The sequence below is a fragment of the Paracoccus kondratievae genome (assembly GCF_009301415.1).
Lineage (GTDB): Bacteria > Pseudomonadota > Alphaproteobacteria > Rhodobacterales > Rhodobacteraceae > Paracoccus > Paracoccus kondratievae.
This window is the reverse complement of sequence record NZ_CP045072.1, coordinates 156,266-172,266: the sequence shown is the minus strand read 5'-3', so window position 1 is coordinate 172,266 and position 16,001 is coordinate 156,266. Positions and strand designations below refer to the sequence as shown.

The 16,001-nt window shown below is 62.8% G+C and carries 15 protein-coding genes, 2 tRNA genes and 1 pseudogene; 5 read left to right on the top strand and 13 right to left on the bottom strand.

Features of this window, described 5'->3' with window-relative positions; genetic code table 11:
- Positions 1–73: 73 nt before the first annotated feature.
- Positions 74–1,432, top strand: a complete 1,359-nt coding sequence (locus tag F8A10_RS00900; protein WP_152366495.1) for a condensation domain-containing protein — start codon at positions 74–76, stop codon at positions 1,430–1,432.
- Here F8A10_RS00900 and F8A10_RS00895 read toward each other — a convergent pair.
- Together F8A10_RS00895 and F8A10_RS00890 are read right to left on the bottom strand one after the other, a co-directional pair.
- Positions 1,429–1,863 carry a hypothetical protein gene (locus tag F8A10_RS00895; protein WP_152366494.1) on the bottom strand — a complete coding sequence of 145 codons (435 nt, stop codon included), beginning with the start codon at positions 1,861–1,863 and terminating at the stop codon, positions 1,429–1,431. The genes F8A10_RS00900 and F8A10_RS00895 overlap by 4 nt on opposite strands.
- Positions 1,856–2,476 (bottom strand): DUF5671 domain-containing protein, encoded by a 621-nt coding sequence (locus tag F8A10_RS00890; protein WP_010397618.1) that lies wholly within the window; start codon positions 2,474–2,476, stop codon positions 1,856–1,858. Before F8A10_RS00890 ends, F8A10_RS00895 begins: the two co-directional genes overlap by 8 nt.
- 188 nt (positions 2,477–2,664) lie before the next feature.
- Here F8A10_RS00890 and F8A10_RS00885 point away from each other — a divergent pair.
- The 3 genes from F8A10_RS00885 to gndA all read left to right on the top strand — a co-directional run bounded on the left by F8A10_RS00885 (position 2,665) and on the right by gndA (position 5,848).
- Positions 2,665–2,739: transfer RNA gene (locus tag F8A10_RS00885), tRNA-Gly, on the top strand.
- A 276-nt stretch (positions 2,740–3,015) separates the two neighbouring features.
- Positions 3,016–4,320 carry a class I SAM-dependent methyltransferase gene (locus F8A10_RS00880; RefSeq protein ID WP_010397616.1) on the top strand — a complete coding sequence of 435 codons (1,305 nt, stop codon included), beginning with the start codon at positions 3,016–3,018 and terminating at the stop codon, positions 4,318–4,320.
- Positions 4,321–4,447: 127 nt separating this feature from the next.
- Positions 4,448–5,848: an NADP-dependent phosphogluconate dehydrogenase gene (gene gndA / locus F8A10_RS00875; RefSeq protein ID WP_085502181.1), complete on the top strand. Its 1,401-nt coding sequence runs from the start codon at positions 4,448–4,450 to the stop codon at positions 5,846–5,848.
- 14 nt (positions 5,849–5,862) lie between these two features.
- On the opposite strand, the pseudogene F8A10_RS00870 reads toward gndA, so the two are convergent.
- The 9 genes and pseudogenes from F8A10_RS00870 to choX all read right to left on the bottom strand — a co-directional run bounded on the left by F8A10_RS00870 (position 5,863) and on the right by choX (position 13,900).
- Positions 5,863–6,619 (bottom strand): annotated as a pseudogene (locus F8A10_RS00870) (IS5 family transposase).
- Positions 6,620–6,697: 78 nt separating this feature from the next.
- A complete protein-coding gene (locus F8A10_RS00865; RefSeq protein ID WP_010400363.1) occupies positions 6,698–7,699 on the bottom strand; it encodes a DMT family transporter in 1,002 nt (333 codons plus the stop codon).
- Positions 7,696–8,748: a tRNA epoxyqueuosine(34) reductase QueG gene (gene queG / locus F8A10_RS00860; protein WP_152366493.1), complete on the bottom strand. Its 1,053-nt coding sequence runs from the start codon at positions 8,746–8,748 to the stop codon at positions 7,696–7,698. The genes F8A10_RS00865 and queG overlap by 4 nt, the downstream gene beginning before the upstream one ends.
- Entirely contained in the window at positions 8,729–9,418 is a 690-nt protein-coding gene (fzlA, locus tag F8A10_RS00855) for an FtsZ-binding protein FzlA (protein WP_085502180.1), read from the bottom strand. Before fzlA ends, queG begins: the two co-directional genes overlap by 20 nt.
- An 86-nt stretch (positions 9,419–9,504) precedes the next feature.
- On the bottom strand, positions 9,505–10,257 hold the full coding sequence (mtgA, locus tag F8A10_RS00850; RefSeq protein ID WP_152366492.1) for a monofunctional biosynthetic peptidoglycan transglycosylase: 753 nt from the start codon (positions 10,255–10,257) through the stop codon (positions 9,505–9,507).
- Positions 10,258–10,328: 71 nt separating this feature from the next.
- Positions 10,329–10,898: a DUF1269 domain-containing protein gene (locus F8A10_RS00845; protein ID WP_010400368.1), complete on the bottom strand. Its 570-nt coding sequence runs from the start codon at positions 10,896–10,898 to the stop codon at positions 10,329–10,331.
- Positions 10,899–11,032: 134 nt separating this feature from the next.
- Positions 11,033–11,458, bottom strand: coding sequence for a PPC domain-containing DNA-binding protein (locus F8A10_RS00840; protein WP_085502177.1), 426 nt, complete (start codon positions 11,456–11,458; stop codon positions 11,033–11,035).
- On the bottom strand, positions 11,459–12,961 hold the full coding sequence (gene betC, locus F8A10_RS00835; protein WP_152366491.1) for a choline-sulfatase: 1,503 nt from the start codon (positions 12,959–12,961) through the stop codon (positions 11,459–11,461).
- Complete coding sequence (gene choX / locus F8A10_RS00830) at positions 12,962–13,900, bottom strand: choline ABC transporter substrate-binding protein (protein ID WP_152366490.1); 939 nt, start codon at positions 13,898–13,900, stop codon at positions 12,962–12,964.
- A gap of 162 nt (positions 13,901–14,062) precedes the next feature.
- On the opposite strand from choX, the gene F8A10_RS00825 reads away from it, so the two are divergent.
- A tRNA-Ile gene (locus tag F8A10_RS00825) sits at positions 14,063–14,138 on the top strand.
- 69 nt (positions 14,139–14,207) lie between these two features.
- Here F8A10_RS00825 and F8A10_RS00820 read toward each other — a convergent pair.
- Positions 14,208–14,690: a tyrosine-type recombinase/integrase gene (locus tag F8A10_RS00820; RefSeq protein WP_152366489.1), complete on the bottom strand. Its 483-nt coding sequence runs from the start codon at positions 14,688–14,690 to the stop codon at positions 14,208–14,210.
- A gap of 122 nt (positions 14,691–14,812) precedes the next feature.
- On the bottom strand, positions 14,813–15,910 hold the full coding sequence (gene ychF, locus F8A10_RS00815; RefSeq protein ID WP_010397835.1) for a redox-regulated ATPase YchF: 1,098 nt from the start codon (positions 15,908–15,910) through the stop codon (positions 14,813–14,815).
- Between the last annotated feature and the right edge of the window lie 91 nt (positions 15,911–16,001).

The window sequence follows — 16,001 nt, the reverse complement described above, 5'->3', positions numbered from 1 at the left end:
CCCCCCGGGGGCGTAACAAAGCCAGCCTCATTCAGGTCAATAACAGCACGTCCGGCAACAGGGACAGGACTTAATGACGCATCATCTGCCCGAGGGGCTTTGGCTGCCTCTGACCCTGGCTCAACTGGATTTCTGGGAAGAGTTCCGGCTGCATCCTGGCGAAGCGGTTTCGACCGTCGCCCATGCGGTCGAACTGCGCGGCGTCGCCCAACCCGACGCGCTGATTCAGGCGATCCGGACGACAATCGCTGAAACCGACATCATGGCGCTGCGCTTTGCACTGGGCAGCGATGGCCAACCAGTGCAGCGGGTTGATCCCGCCTACCGGCCAGAACTGCGCGTCCTTGACCTGACAGAGAGGGCGGATGCACGCGAGCACGCCTTTGCGTTGATGCAGGCCGATGTCGAGGCCCCGCTGAACCTTATGGAGCAACCGATTGCCGCACAGTGGCTGATCCGGCTGGCCGAGGGGCATTACCTCTGGTTCAACCGCGGCCATCACATTGCGCTGGACGGCTATGCGATGAGCCTGATCGAACAGCGATGCGCCCGGCTTTATGCTGCGGCACTTGGCGGTGCCGATGCCGGAGCCCCCCTGCGCCCGCTTGCCGATTATCTGAACGAAGAGCTGGATTACCGCGCCAGCCCACGCCACGCCGCAGATGGCCACCACTGGGCCGAGGTGCTGGCAAATGAACCGCGCCCGCGCGTGCTGCGTAAAGGTTCGGAAAATTACCCGACCGAGGCGCTGTCGGTCATGCACGACCTGTCGGACCTGCACCCGGCACTGATGCAGCAGGCACAGTCGGTCCAGATGGGCTGGCCCGATCTGCTGACCGTGCTTTGTTCAGCCTGGACCGCGCTGTGTCTGACCGATGCTTCGGCCCAGCGGCTGCGCGATGGCGAGGGTCGAATCTCGATGCCGGTCTGGCTGCCTTATATGAGCCGGATGGGCAGCGTCAGCATCTCGGTCCCGGCGCTGGTGGTGAACATCCTGCCCTTTGACGTGACGTTGCACGAGGCCGAACCCTTATCCGAGGCGCTGGCCCGGCTGGGCACACGGCTGCGCAAGCTGCGCCGCCATGGACGCTATCGCATCGAACAGATCGCCGGGGACTGGGGTATGGAGCCGCGCAGCCGGTTCTTCTTTTCCCCGCTGATCAACGTTTTGCCCTTTGACGAGCCGCGCTTTGCCGGATGCGAAACAACCAGACATGTGCTGTCGAATGGCCCCGGCGACGGTTTCAACATCACCATTCGTGGCGATGGCGAAGCGCGGGGGTTGGATCTGTTGATCGAGGCCGATCCGACCCTGACTCCACCTGCCGATTTCGCGCGCCTCTCGGCAGCACTGCCGCACTTTCTGGCACTGGCGGTTGCACCGGAAAGCCTGTCGCGCCCGCTGGCAAAACTGGCGTCCTGGCAGCCCTAGCCGCGCGAGGTGGGGGCAAGGCGGATGCCATGCCGCTCTGCGCCGGTAGGGATAAAGAACCGGCTGGTACAGCCTTGCTCATCGCGCACCGCCAGTCCCGAGGGGTGGTGCGGCAGCAGCTCAAAATCCGCGCATAACCGATAGCTGCGCGGTCCTGTCACCTCATAGCGATAGGGTTTGCCCGTAAAGGGATCGGCCAACTGCACCTGCCAGTCACATTGCGGCGTGATCTGCAATTCCTCGGGCAGACGGTTGCCGTTTTCGCGCGCAAGGCAGCCGACAAGGCGACTGAGATGGGCGATATCGCTTTCACGTTGGCGGTCGCGCCGCTCTTTGCGGGCCTGAGCGGGACCTCCGGTCAGCACCAGGCCGACTATGATGGCAAAGGCGGCCAAAAGCGCGATGGCAATGGCGACCCGGCCCTTAATCATCCAGCTCATCCCGGTAATAGGCAAAGACCAGCGCAGCAACCCCCGCCACCAGCACCGCCTTGGCGGCAAAGCGCAGGGTCAGATCGCCGTTCAGCAGCGCAAATATGGCAAGGACTCCATCGCCCAGAAACACCAACGCAACAACCAGCAGCGTCAGTGAGGCGAACCATTTGCGCACCAGCGAGCGGCGCTTGCCGGCGTCGCCGACACTCATCCGCGCCACCTTGCGGTTCAGCCCCAGAAACAGCGGCACAAAGGCGATCAGCGAGGCGATGGACCACCGCACCGAACTGTCCCAGCCGTAATGCGGGCCGTCGAACGGGTCGGGAATCAGCCAGTCGATCAGGACTGCCCCAAGTTGGCAAAGGTGCCAGACGATCACGCCCAGCGACAGAAACAACAGGCCATATAGCAGCGCCTCTTGCGCCGAGGCATAGGGGCGCGGCCGCGGCACGGGCGGCAGGCCGGGCACCGAAGCCCAGCTTTCCAGCGCCTCTTCGATCTCGGGTGCGGACCAGCCGGCAGCGGCAAGCGCATGGGCGATACCGTCGCGGTCCCCACCCTGTGCAAGCGCGTGCTGGACAAACTCCGAGAGCTGGTCGGACGGTTTCATCGGCCCCTCCCCATTCCTGGCGTCGCACCTTTCGGCAAGGCGCGGCTGCGGTCAAGTCGTTACGATCACAGGGCCTTTGCGGGTCCTTTGTGAAAAATTTTCGGCAGGCCGCTTTTTCCCTCTTGCATCCCCCTGCGCGGTCCCATAAATGCCGCCTCACCGAAGGCGAAGCGCCATCGGAACGGAGTGCGGGCGTAGCTCAGGGGTAGAGCATTACCTTGCCAAGGTAAGGGTCGTGAGTTCGAATCTCATCGCCCGCTCCAAAATTTTCCTTCGGGAATGGCGAAAAGCGGCCTCCGGGCCGCTTTCGGCGTTTCCGGTCCCAGCACAAAGCGCTCATCGCAAAGCCCGCCGCCACACCGCAAAGTCAGCGCGTTGCTGACAGGTCTTCCTGCCTCTGGTCATTTTCCGGGAATCAGGGCTAGTATGGTGGAGAGGTTGCCCCGGCAACAGCATCCGGGACAGACGTCAGGAACACGCTGCCGCGCTTTGCGTCCCCTCCACCCCTGCATCGCGGCCAGCCCAAGCGTGAGGTGATCATGCCGGCTCTGGAAACTTTGATCGAACGAAAACTTCAGCAACTCCCGGTCCCTCTGGCGGTGCGCCTGCCCTCGGGACGGCGGCTGGGTCCGCAGGATGCACGCGTAACCATCGCCTTTCAGGACGTTACTTCTTTGGCGCTGCTTGCCTCGGCTAAGCTGGGGCGGCTCGGGGATGAGATCGTGCGCGGGCGCGCCCGGATCGAAGGCTCGATGCGCGATCTGATGCGGGTCGTCGCCGCGCTGATACCCCAGGAGGGGCAGATGATTCGCCCCAACGCCTGGCAGCGGCTGATCAATCGCCTGAACTCTGTCCTGCGCCACAGCCGCGAACGCGACGCCCACCAGATTCGCGCCCATTACGATGTGTCGGACGAATTCTATGCCCTGTGGCTGGACCCGCGACGGGTCTATTCCTGCGCCTATTTCGCCGATCCGCAGATGACACTGGCCGATGCGCAAGAGGCGAAACTGGACCTGATCTGCCGCAAGCTGGACCTGCGCCCCGGCGAGCGTTTCGTTGATATCGGCGCAGGCTGGGGCGGGCTGCTGATGCATGCGGCGCGTCATTACGGCGTCGACGCAACCGGCATCACCCTGTCGCAGAATCAGTTCGACCATGTCAGCCGCCTGATTGCCGACGAAGGCTTGGGCGATCGCGTGCGCATCCTGCTGTGCGACTATCGCGACCTGACGCCAGACCGGCCTTTTGACAAGCTGGCCTCGGTCGGAATGTTCGAACATGTCGGCCGCGCCAATCTGGGTCTTTACAGCCAGACCCTGCGCCGGCTGCTGAGGCCGGGCGGCATGGCGCTGAACCACGGCATCGCCGCCTCGGGTCTGGACGACGCGATGGTCGGCGGCGGCCTTGGCGATTTCATCGAGAAATATATCTTCCCGGGCGGTGAGCTGGTGCATGTCAGCCAGGCGATCCGCAGCCTGTCGCAAGCCGGGCTTGAAATGGTCGATACCGAAAACCTGCGCCCGCACTACGCCCGGACCCTTTGGGCCTGGTCCGACGCGCTTGAGGCGCGGCTGCCCGAGGCCGAGCAGGTGCTGGCCCGCTCGATGCCCCCTGACCGCGCCGCCGAAGTTCTGCAGGCCTACAGGCTGTACCTTGCGGGCTGCGCCCTGGCCTTTGAGCAAGGCTGGGTGGCGCTTTACCAGATCCTGATGACCCATCCCGATCAGGGGCAGGTAACGCCCGATCTGCCCGGCGCGCATTCCGCCTATCCCTTCCGCCGCAACTATATCTATCAGCCCGCAGGATCAGAGAAGGAGGCCTGGCGCAACAGTGCCGAATGACCCTCTGGCAAACCGGCTCCGCACGGCGTAGTTAACGGTAACATAAGCCCGGATGGGCTAAAGACCTGTAACCTCCATTGTCCGGAAAAGCGCCGGGCGATGCCAAGCGGAACGGAGCGGAACCGTCATGACACAGGCACGAATCGGCCTTATCGGCCTTGGGACGATGGGCGCGGCGCTGGCGTTGAACATCGCCGAAAAAGGCTTTCCCATCGCGGTGTGGAACCGCACCACCGAGGTCACCCGCCGTTTTCACGCCGAAGCCGGGGCTCTGGCCGAACGCGTCATCCCGACCGAAAGCCTGGCCGATCTGGTCGCCGCCATCGCCCCGCCGCGCGCCATCATCCTGATGGTCCCCGCCGGTCAGGCCGTCGATGACCAGATCGCTGCGCTGGCCCCGTTGCTTGACCCCGAAGATCTGGTGATCGACGCCGGGAACGCCAATTTCCATGACACCAACCGCCGCGCCGCTGCCGGCCTGCCGATGCGCTTTCTTGGCATGGGTGTTTCGGGCGGCGAAGAGGGCGCGCGTCACGGACCGGCCATCATGGGCGGGGGTGCCCGCGCCGACTGGGATCGCGTTGCCCCGATCATGGAGGCCATCGCCGCCCGCGCCGAGGACGGCACCCCCTGCGCGACCTGGATGGGCGAGGCTGGCGCCGGCCATTTCGTCAAGACCGTGCATAACGGCATCGAATATGCCGATATGCAGATGATCGCCGAAATCTATGGACTGATGCGTGACGGGATGGCGATGCCCGCCCCAGGCATTGGCGAAACCTTTGCCACATGGAATCAGGGGCCGCTGAAGTCCTATCTGATCGAGATCTCGGCCGCCGTTTCTCGCGCTGCTGATCCGTTGACGGGCGCGCCGATGCTCGACGTGATTCTGGATGCTGCGGGGCAAAAGGGCACCGGCCGCTGGACCGCGATCGAGGCGCAGCATCTGGCCGCACCGATCCCGGTAATCGACGCGGCTGTGATGGCACGCAACGTCTCGGCCCGCGTCACAGAACGTAAGGCCGGCGAGGCGCGTTTCGGTGCCGGTCCCCAGCCGCTGGATCTGGCCCTGACCGAGCTTGAGGCCGCGCTGATTGCAGGCAAGATCCTGTGCTATGCGCAGGGTTTCGCGATGATCGAGGCCGCTGGCCGGGCCTTTGGCTGGCAACTCGACTTGCCGGGGATTGCACGGGTCTGGCGCGCTGGCTGCATCATCCGCTCGGCCATGCTCAACGACATGGCGGCTGCCCTGGCCGAAGACCCGTCGCGCAACCTCGTACTCGCGCCCTTCTTTGCGCAGCGGCTTGAGGCAACGATCCCCGCATTGCGCCGTGTGGTGGCAACCGCCCTGCTGAACGGTCACGGCGTGCCCGCGTTGGCAGCTGGCCTTGGCTGGTTCGACCTGATGCGCACCGGCCGTGGCACCGCGAACATGATCCAGGCGCAGCGCGACTTCTTTGGTGCCCACGGCTTTGACAGGCTGGACGGTCAGGACAGCCACCACGGACCGTGGGGTAAGACGAGCTAGGCCGGATCGGACATTCACCACATCCGGGGCATAGCGGCAACGAGATAAACGAAGCCCCGGAAGGTGAACGGCTCTTCGGTCGTATCGAGAGGCGAAGCGGCGGAAGAGCTTCATCTGGCTGAAGCAACGTCCGATGTGGTTGCGACGCGCACAGGCGCGCTCATTGTGTGGAATGATGATTTTACGCAAGCCGTTTGACGGGATGACCGCTTCGGCTCCGATGCCGGCAATGATTTGCCGCAAGGCGTTGCTGTCACAGGCTTTATCGGCCAGCACGAGATCACCGCTCTGTCCCTGCGGAAGGGACGAGGCCTGCGTAATGTCGCCAACCTGGCCGGCCGTTATGATGAACCGCGACGGCCTGCCCAGAGCATCGGCCAGCATGTGGATCCTGGTGGTCAGCCCGCCTCGGGAACGCCCCGGCGCCTGATCCCTGCCCCCTTTTCCAGATGCCGCCTGCTGATGAGCACGCACAATCGCGCAGTCGATCATCAGTTACTGATTGTCACGATCGGCCGTCAGCGTCTTGAAGACCTGCTCCCGAATACCGGCATGGCGCCAGCGGCTGAAGCGCTTATGCACCGTCGTCCATTTGCCGTAGCGGTCCGGCAGATCGCGCCAATGGGTGCCAGAGCGCAAAACCCACAGGCAGCCATTGATGAATATCCGGCTGTCAGCCCCCGTCCTGCCGGGATCGCCAGCTTTGCCAGCAAGCAGCGATGCGATCCTGTCCCACTGTCCGTCGCTCAGCTCATATCGTTTCGCCTCCACTGATAGGCCTCCGTGCTCAACACGGAGGCCTGTGAAGCACTCATCGGTCGATTTATGAACCTTGAATGACGATCAGGTCTAACCCTGCGGGGTCATGGCCTTGCGCTGGCGGTTGCGTTCAAGCCCCAGCTGACGCTCGCGCCAGATGATCAGGATACCGGCCGTGATGACCAGCGCTGCCCCGGCCAGCATCACCACGGTCGGTGCCTCGTCAAAGATGAACCAGCCGATCAGAATTGCCAGCAGCATCGAGGCATATTCGAAAGGCGCGACCAGAGACGCATCTGCATAGCGATAGGCCGAGGTCAACAGGATCTGACCCAGCCCGCCCAGCAGCCCTATGGTGACAAGCAGCGCCGCGGTTTTCGCATCGGGCATCACCCAGCCAAAGGGGATCGTCAGCAGCCCCAGCAGCGTCGAGGTGACCGAGAACCAAAAGACGATGGCCGAGGTCCGCTCTTCCTGCACGAGTTTGCGGATAAAGATCTGGGCCAGCGCCGTGCAGGCGGCGCCCGACAGCGTGACCATGGCACCCAGGCTTTCCTTGTACCCCATTCCGGCATTGCCAAAAGTCAGGCGGGGGGACAGCACGATCACCACCCCGATCAGCCCCAGCACCACCATCGAAAGGCGGAACAGCCGCACATCCTCGCCCAGAAACATCGCGGCAAAGATTACAGTCAGCAGGGGGGCGGCATAGCCGATGGCCGTCACCTCGGGAAAGGGCAGCAGGGCCAGCGCCCAGAAGCCCATCCCCATGGCGGCAGTACCTATGATGCCCCGGTACAGATGTCCCATCGGGCGAAAGGTTTTCAGCCCCACGCCAAGTTCATGCCGCCAGGCGAGCCAGATCAGGATCACCGGGATGGCAAAGAGCGAGCGGAAAAAGACCTGTTGGCCCGGCGGCACGCCAAGCCCGTCGCGGGCGGTTGCCTTGACGATCGAGGCCATCAGCGTGAACACCACTACGCTGAGACATTTCAGCACGATGCCTCGCAGCGGGCTTTGCAGCGGGCGCTGAACCGCGCTTGGGACCCGGCTGTGGTGCAGGCTTTGTGACGGGCTGTCGGGTTGGGTCATGGCAATTGCTCACAAGCCCAGCGTGCCGCATCGGCGACCGCCGGGTCGGGGTCATGCTGCAATGCTTCGGCCAGCGGGCGCAGTTGCGCAAGCCCCGAGTTGCCTATCGCATAAAGCACATTGCGCACCATCCGGTCGCGGCCGATGCGCTTGATCGGGCTGCCCGAGAACCGGGCGCGAAAGCCGGCGTCATCAAGCTGTGCCAGCTCGGCAAGCGCCGGGGCTCCATGGGGACCGTGATAGCGCAGCTCGGTCGCGGCCCGTGCAAATTTGTTCCACGGGCAGGCGGAAAGGCAGTCGTCGCAGCCATAGATGCGATTGCCAAGCAGCGGGCGCAGTTCGGCATCGACCGGCCCTTTGTGCTCAATGGTCAGGTAGGAAATGCAGCGCCGCGCATCCAGCTGGTAGGGTGCGGGAAAAGCCGCAGTCGGGCAGGCGTCAAGACAGGCCCGGCATGAGCCGCAATGCGAGTGCCCGGCCTCGTCCCGGGGCAGGTCCAGCGTCGTAAAGATCGCGCCCAGAAAGAACCAGCTGCCGAGGTCGCGCGACAAAAGGTTCGTGTGCTTGCCCTGCCAGCCAAGGCCCGCCGCCTGTGCCAGCGGCTTTTCCATCACCGGGGCAGTGTCGACAAAAACCTTGATCTCGCATCCGGTCAGCCCGACCAGCCAGCCGCCCAGCCGCTTGAGGCGCTTCTTGACCAGATCGTGGTAATCCTTGCCCTGAGCATAGACGCTGACTGCGCCGCGATCCTTGTGACGCAGCACCTCGATCGGGTCATGTTCGGGAGTGTACAACTCGGCCAGCATGATGATCGAGCGCGCTTCGGGCCACAGGCTTGCGGGTGAGGCGCGCCAATGCGTCCGCTCGGCCATCCAGCCCATCTGGCCGTGGCGGCCGTGATCCAGAAACTCGGCCAGGCGTCGGGGCAGTTCGGGGGCGGCGTCGGGGGCGCAAATGCCAAGGGCCGAGAAACCCTCGGCCCGTGCCTGTTCCTCGAGCCGCGAACGGATTTCTGCCGGATCGGTCAGCCTAGAAGTCGAGCAGCGCATAATGCGGCGCCGGGTGCACGCCCGGCAGGTGGTCGGCCAGAAGGCTGCGGAACGCCGGCCGCGACTTGATCTTGGCGTACCATTCCTGAACCTCGGAGGAATAGGTCCAGTCCACGTCCGAGATATAATCCAGGCAGGACAGATGCGCCGCCGCGGTGAAATCGGCCAGCGTCATCACATCGCCAGCCAGCCAGCGGCGATGTTCAAGCAGGCTTTTCATGTAATCGAGGTGATAGCGTATCGCCGACAGCCCCGCCTTGACGGTGCGCGAATCGGGATAGCCCAGCCGCATGACCTTTTTCCACACCCGTTCGGTCATCACGGGTTTGGTCACCTCGGCGTTGAACTTGTCGTCGAACCACGAGCAGAGGCGGCGAACCTCGTACCGCTCGATCGCCATGGCGGGCATCAGCGGCGGCTGGGGCTGGATCTCGTCCAGATATTCGCAGATCGCCTGGCTTTCGGCCATCAACCGACCGTCCATGCGCAGAACCGGCAGCTTGCCCGCCGGGTTGCGGCGCAGAATTTCCGAGCCCGGCTCCCAAAAGCGGTCCTCGACCAGCTCGACCTCGATCCGCTTTTCGGCCAGCACCAGCCGCACCTTGCGGCAAAAGGGCGACAGGGCGACGTGGTAAAGGCGAATCGTGGAATTGGGCGACGAGGTATTCATCAGGGGGAAACCGCTTCGTTCTCGGGCCTGTGGTTGATACGCCCCGGGACGTATAGTTTCAACTGTCATGGCGCGGGATGGGCGGATCAGCGCGGCAGGAGCAGACAGGAATCGCGGCCATCCGCGCGGATCGTCTCGGCCCCGCTGACGATTGAACGGGTGCGCGCCGATCCGGTCTGCGGGTTGCGCGTGCGGGGCGAGGGCAGGATCGAGGCCAGTGCTGCCGCCTGGCGCAGGGTCAGCCTGTCAGGCGTCGTCTGGAAATAATGCGCCGCCGCCGCCTTGATGCCAAAGATGCCACGCCCGAATTCCGCGATGTTCAGATAGACCTCGACGATGCGGCGTTTGGACCACAGTGCCTCGATCATCGGGGTATAGATCGTCTCCATCACTTTGCGGGGCCAGCTGCGCCCCTGCCACAGAAAGACATTCTTTGCCGTTTGCTGGGTCAGGGTGGAGGCGCCGCGAGATGAACCCGAGGCGATGACACGCCGGATCTCGACCATGTCGAAACCCCAGTGATTGCAGAAATTGGCGTCTTCGGCCGCGACGAGGGCACGCAGCATATGGGGCGAAATCTCGTCCAGATCGGTCCATTCGCGGGTCGCCCGGCCGGGAAATTCACGTTGGCCCTGAATGATGGTCCAGGTGGTAGGCGGGTTGATGAAGGAAAAGAGAAAGACCAGCACGAACATCAGCGCCAGAAGTCGCGCCCCGATCCAGCGCACCCATGACCACAGCCAAAGCACCAGCCGCCGCAGCGGCCGCGCGCGGCGCTTGGCTGGGCGGGGATGAGGCTGCGCCTCGGGGTGGTCGATGATGTCCATGCGGCGGGGCATGGAGGCGTCCTGTCACGCCCATGCCCCTTGCGTCAAGCGCTCAGGCCAGGGCCCGATCTGCTTGATTACCCTCAGGCTTCGGGTTTGGCAGCCTCTGTGGGCGTGCCAGCCGGTTGGTCCGCCTGGGGCAGGCCCAAAGCCGAGCCGAGCTTGCCGCCGGCGAAAGCCTGACGCAGCCGTTCCTCTTCGGCGTCGGGCAGTGAAGTTTGCAGGACCCGGCCGCGCAGGTGGAAACCTTCGAGCCGCGCCAGCACCTTGTCAGCGGTCATCTTGCGCACAAGGATAAAGACCGCCGAGCCGCCCGGCTGGATCGAATGGCCAAGTTCACGCATGAAATCGTCGTTGATGCCGATGTCGGACAGTTTGCCGGCGATTGCGCCCGCCCCGGCACCCACCGCTGCGCCAATCAGCGGGTTCAGGAATACAAGCCCGACCAGCGTGCCCCAGAACCCGCCGCCAAGTGCGCCCGCGGCGGTCAGGTTGACGGCCTGATGCAACTGAATGTCGTCGGCCGAGGGGCGAGTGACGACAACGGCGTCCTCAAGCTGGATCAGATATTCCTTTTGCATCTTCACCAGCTCGGTGCGCAGTTCAAAACCGGTGGTCTCGTCGTCGAAAGCAATAACAAGCAGATCGGACATGGGAGGAATCCTCTTGACTGGTAACGGGGCAGTAACGCCCTGATGGTACTAAGAGTTCCGAAAGCAGTGCGGCTTGTAAGGGGGTGTTTCGGCCTTTGGCCGAGGATATTTGGGCACGAAAGAAGCGGATGGGTTTATCCCTTGTCCGGCGTTTTGTGCACAACCAGCTCGGTACAGCCCGAAAGGGGACAGGGCGCGCGGTTGAAGGTCAGCCCCTCCAGGATCACCACCACGATTTCCGCGGTCGTGTAGACCTGTGATCCCGGCAGGAGGTGGCCGCCGAAGGCGCGTCCCTTGCTGTCCGCGATGGTCAGGTGCAGGTGCTGGCCGGCAGGGTCGATCGTGCCGACCAGAGACGTGATCTCAAAATGGCCCTGATAGCTGGTACTGTCGGGCTGGTCTGCATGGCGGATGACGGCACGGGTCAGGCTGCCGACGCAGGTGACCAGTGCCATGGCCTGCGCCCCGGTCTGACGTTGCAAGGCGCGCAGCGCGGTCAGAGGATCTTCCCCCGGCGTTAGGCGGATGGCCGCAAATCTGCCGGGGGAGAGCGGGAGCATTCATTCGCCCCTTGGATAGCGCTTGGATTCCTCAAGCACGTTCAGATCCATATGGTTGCGCATGTAACGTTCGGACGCGCGCATCAGCGGTTGGTAGTCCCAGGGGAAATAGGCACCGTTGCGCAGAGCCTCATAGACCACCCAGCGGCGGGCCTGGCTTTCGCGCACCGCCGCGTCGAAGGCGGAGAGATCCCAGCGCTCTGCCGCTATTGCGCGCATACGGGTAAGCACCTCGGCTGCAGCTGGGTCGTTTGCACGGTTGATGCGTTCGGCCGGGTCCTCGGCGAGATTGTAGAGGATTTCCGGGTCGGCCTGACAGGCGATGTATTTCCAGTCGCCGTCACGCAGGCACACCAGTGGGGCGATGCTGCCCTCGGCGGCATATTCCATCGCTACCGGCCCGCGCCCCTCGGCCCCTTGCGCAAGAGAGTAGCCATCGGTCCAGGGCTTGACCTCGGACATCGAGATACCTGCAAGGTCGCACAGTGTCGGCAGCACATCTATCGTCGAGACAGGCTTGTCGACGCGCCCCGTCTTGCCGCCTGGGACCGAGATCATCAGCGGAACCCGGGCCGAGCCTTCAAAGAAGCTCATCTTGAACCACAGGCCACGTTCACCCAGCATCTCGCCATGGTCGGATACGAAGAGGATGATGGTGTCATCCTCCATCCGGCTGCGACGGAGCACGTCCAGCAGCTCGCCGATCTTGTCATCGACATAGGAGATATTGGCGAAATAGCCGCGCCGCGCCCGCCGGATATGATCGGGTGTGATCTCGAACGCGCGCCAGTCGCAGGCGTCCATAAGGCGTTGCGAATGGGGGTCCATCTGATCGTATGGGATCGCCTCGGGCGGCTCAAGCTCGGGCGCGCCTTCGTAGAGGTCCCAGTATTTCCTGCGCGCGACAAAGGGGTCGTGAGGGTGGGTAAAGCTGACCGTCAGGCACCATGGCCGGTCATCCTGACGCCGCGACAGGTCGTAAAGTTTTTGCGCGGCGTGGAAGGCAACCTCGTCGTCATATTCGTATTGGTTGGAGATCTCGGCCACTCCGGCGCCGGTGACCGAGCCGAGGTTGTGATACCACCAGTCGATCCGCTCGCCCGGTTTGCGATAGTCGGGGGTCCAGCCGAAATCAGCGGGATAGATATCGGTTGTCAGCCGCTCTTCGAAACCATGAAGCTGGTCGGGGCCGACGAAATGCATCTTGCCCGACAGGCAGGTATGCCAGCCCGCGCGCCGCAGGTGGTGGGCATAGGTTGGAATGTCGCTGACGAATTCTGCGGCGTTGTCATAAACGCGGGTCCTGCCGGGCAACTGCCCTGACATAAAGCTGGCGCGTCCCGGCGCACAAAGCGGGCTGGCCGTATAGGCATTCGAATAGCGCACCGAGCGTTCCGCAAGCGCCCTGAGGTTCGGAGCATGCAGGAAATCCGCCGGGCCGTCGGGGAACAAAACCCCCGACAGCTGATCGGCCATCAGGATCAGGATATTGGGACGTTTCAATTACTTCACCGCTGCCAGAACTGCCTCGGCGCCGGGTTTTCCGTCCAGCGTCGTAACCCCGTCAAGCCATTTCCCTACGGTCTCATCATTTTGGCTGATCCACTCTTTCGCGGCATCGGTCGGGTCCGCGCCATCATCGAGGATATTGCCCATCAATTGGTTTTCCATATCGACGGTAAAGGTCAGCTGGCTGAACAGTTTGGCGGCATTGGGGCAGGCCGCGACCCATTCCTTGCGCGCCAAAGTATGGACGGTCGCACCGCCGTAATCCGGGCCGAACTCTTCGTCTCCGCCGGCAAGATAGGTAATTTTCAGTTTGATGTTCATCGGATGCGGCGCCCAGGCCAGAAAGACCGAGGGGGTGCCCGCCTTGTCGTTGCGCTGTACCTGCGCCAGCATGCCCTGTTCGCTGGATTCGACGAGTTCCCAGTCAGCGAGGCCGAACTTGTCCGCCTCGATCATCTTCTGGATGCTTTGGTTCGCCGGGGCGCCGGGCTCAATACCATAGATCTTGCCCTGGAAGGCATCCTTATGCGCGTCAAGGCCAGCGAAATCCGTCACGCCCAGATCTGCAGCCACGTCGGTAACGGCAAGGGTGAATTTCGCGCCAGTCAGGTTCTGGACCAGTTCCTGAGTCTTGCCCGAGGCGTCGAGGTCGTCGCGGAATTTCTGCTGAGCGGGCATCCAGTTGCCCAGGAATACGTCGATATCGCCGGTTTTCAGTGCTTCATAGCCGACCGGAACCGAAAGAGTGGATATCTGCGGCTTGTAGCCCAGCCCCTGCAGCACGGTCGTAGCAACGCCGTTGGTGGCAGTGATATCCGTCCAGCCGGGGTCCGACAGGCGGACGGTTGCACAACTGTCGGGGTCTGCCGCCAGCGCCGGCCAAGCAGCCATCAGCGCCAGGGTCAGCGGGGCAATCAGGGTGGGTCTGGACATGATCTGATCTCCGTTTGGTGCCGCAATCTGCGGATCGATGCCGCTATCAACCCATAGGAGCGGCAGCTGTTCAAGCGCATATGGATTGTCCGGCTTTTCGTGAACTCTGGCGTTCTCGTCCTTGACGAAGGCGCTTTCCTTGATCAAAGGTGGCGCCGGTCAGGGCCTGTAGCTCAATGGTCAGAGCAGGGCGCTCATAACGCCTTGGTTGGGGGTTCGAGTCCCTCCGGGCCTACCAAACCCCATCGTTTTCACCTTTATATCAACAAGTTACGCTGTTTCTTGACGAACCTCCCAAGGAGGTTCGTCACGTGGTCTCGTATTTTGCGCCATTTGGCAGCCCTGCGATTGCAGAGTCGGCCTTGCCTTTGCGATTGAAGCGGTCGCAATATTTCTGCGCTTCCCTGATGTCAGTATGGCCGCTAACGGCCATAACCTTGAAAACATCCCCCTCGACCTCGGCGATGCGGCGGCAAATCGCCTTGCGCAGCCCATGTGAGCTGCAATGTGGCAATCCCGCCTTATCACACCATTTACGCATCGAAGTGCCCAACCCGTTAGCGGAACGGCGCCCACCGTCTTCGGTTTGAAGATAAGTGGCGGCATCCGCCGGTACATGAGCCAGGGTCTCGGCGAGATAGGGATGCACCGGGATGTTGACCTCGAAACCATCCGGGTTTTTCCTGGTCTTACGCCTGCGGTAAACAATCCTGCCGTCGCGGATATGCTCTCGTCCGAGTGCAACGGCATCACATTTTGCAGCCCCTGTATAAAGCATCAGCGAGTACACCCAACTTTTCTGGATGCGGATAAATGACAGGAAACCTCAGCAGACCGGATTTAACTATATTTTAAATAATAATCTTAATTCAACGAGCACTGCTGAGGTTTACTGAACTCCGCAAGAAATCGTCAGGCGTTGAACAGGAAGTGCAGCACGTCGCCGTCCTGCACCACATAGGACTTGCCCTCGACACGCAGCTTGCCAGCCTCGCGCGCGCCGGCTTCGCCCTTGTAGGTGACATAATCCTCATAGGCGATGGTCTCGGCACGGATAAAGCCGCGCTCGAAATCGCCATGGATCACACCCGCCGCACGCGGGGCCGGCGTACCCTTGTGAATGGTCCAGGCGCGGGCCTCCTTGGGGCCGATGGTGAAATAGGTCTCAAGGCCCAGCAGCTTGTAGCCTTCGCGGATAAGACGGTCGAGACCGGCCTCATGCAGGCCCATTTCCTCAAGGAACATGGTCGCTTCCTCGGCGGGAAGCTGGCTGATCTCTTCCTCGATCCGGGCGGAAATCACCACATGACCTGCACCCTGCTCGGCCGCCATCTGCGCCACGCGGTCGGATTGAGAGTTGCCGGTTGCGGCCTTGTCCTCTTCGACGTTGCAGACGAAAAGCACCGGCTTTGCGGTCAGAAGCTGCAGCATGTCCCAGGCCTTGCGATCCTCATCCGCAACCTGAACGGTGCGGGCGGGCTTGCCCGATTCCAGCGCGGCCTGCGCGGCCTTGAGCAGCTTTTCCTGCGCCACGGCATCCTTGTCGCCACCCTTGAGCTTGCGCTGGATATTGGCCAGCCGGCGCTCGACAGATTCGAGGTCGGCAATCATCAGCTCGGTCTCGATGGTATCGGCATCGGCAAGAGGATCGACGCGGCCCTCGACATGGGTGACGTCGTCATCTTCGAAACAGCGCAGCACATGGGCTATGGCATCCACTTCGCGGATATTGGCCAGGAACTGGTTGCCCAGCCCCTCGCCCTTGCTTGCGCCCTTTACCAGACCGGCAATGTCCACGAATGTGATGCGGGTCGGGATGATCTGCTTTGAGCCCGCGATCTCGGCCAGCTTGTCCAGCCGCGGGTCGGGCACCGCCACTTCGCCGACGTTCGGCTCGATGGTGCAGAAGGGAAAGTTCGCAGCCTGAGCGGCTGCGGTTTTCGTCAGCGCGTTGAACAGCGTCGATTTGCCCACGTTCGGCAGGCCGACGATCCCCATGCGAAAGCCCATGATGCACCCCTTTTTCCCGGAATTTCGCGCTTATTATGGGTCCATGACGCCCAAGTCCAGTGGCGGGCCGTTGATCTTGCCCCTCAAGCCG

Coding starts and splice junctions, on each gene's coding strand:
- F8A10_RS00900 (WP_152366495.1), top strand. CDS start 74: ATGACGCATCATCTGCCCGAGGGGCTTTGGCTGCCTCTGACCCTGGCT.
- F8A10_RS00895 (WP_152366494.1), bottom strand. CDS start 1,863: ATGATTAAGGGCCGGGTCGCCATTGCCATCGCGCTTTTGGCCGCCTTT.
- F8A10_RS00890 (WP_010397618.1), bottom strand. CDS start 2,476: ATGAAACCGTCCGACCAGCTCTCGGAGTTTGTCCAGCACGCGCTTGCA.
- F8A10_RS00880 (WP_010397616.1), top strand. CDS start 3,016: ATGCCGGCTCTGGAAACTTTGATCGAACGAAAACTTCAGCAACTCCCG.
- gndA (WP_085502181.1), top strand. CDS start 4,448: ATGACACAGGCACGAATCGGCCTTATCGGCCTTGGGACGATGGGCGCG.
- F8A10_RS00865 (WP_010400363.1), bottom strand. CDS start 7,699: ATGACCCAACCCGACAGCCCGTCACAAAGCCTGCACCACAGCCGGGTC.
- queG (WP_152366493.1), bottom strand. CDS start 8,748: ATGCGCTGCTCGACTTCTAGGCTGACCGATCCGGCAGAAATCCGTTCG.
- fzlA (WP_085502180.1), bottom strand. CDS start 9,418: ATGAATACCTCGTCGCCCAATTCCACGATTCGCCTTTACCACGTCGCC.
- mtgA (WP_152366492.1), bottom strand. CDS start 10,257: ATGCCCCGCCGCATGGACATCATCGACCACCCCGAGGCGCAGCCTCAT.
- F8A10_RS00845 (WP_010400368.1), bottom strand. CDS start 10,898: ATGTCCGATCTGCTTGTTATTGCTTTCGACGACGAGACCACCGGTTTT.
- F8A10_RS00840 (WP_085502177.1), bottom strand. CDS start 11,458: ATGCTCCCGCTCTCCCCCGGCAGATTTGCGGCCATCCGCCTAACGCCG.
- choX (WP_152366490.1), bottom strand. CDS start 13,900: ATGTCCAGACCCACCCTGATTGCCCCGCTGACCCTGGCGCTGATGGCT.
- ychF (WP_010397835.1), bottom strand. CDS start 15,910: ATGGGCTTTCGCATGGGGATCGTCGGCCTGCCGAACGTGGGCAAATCG.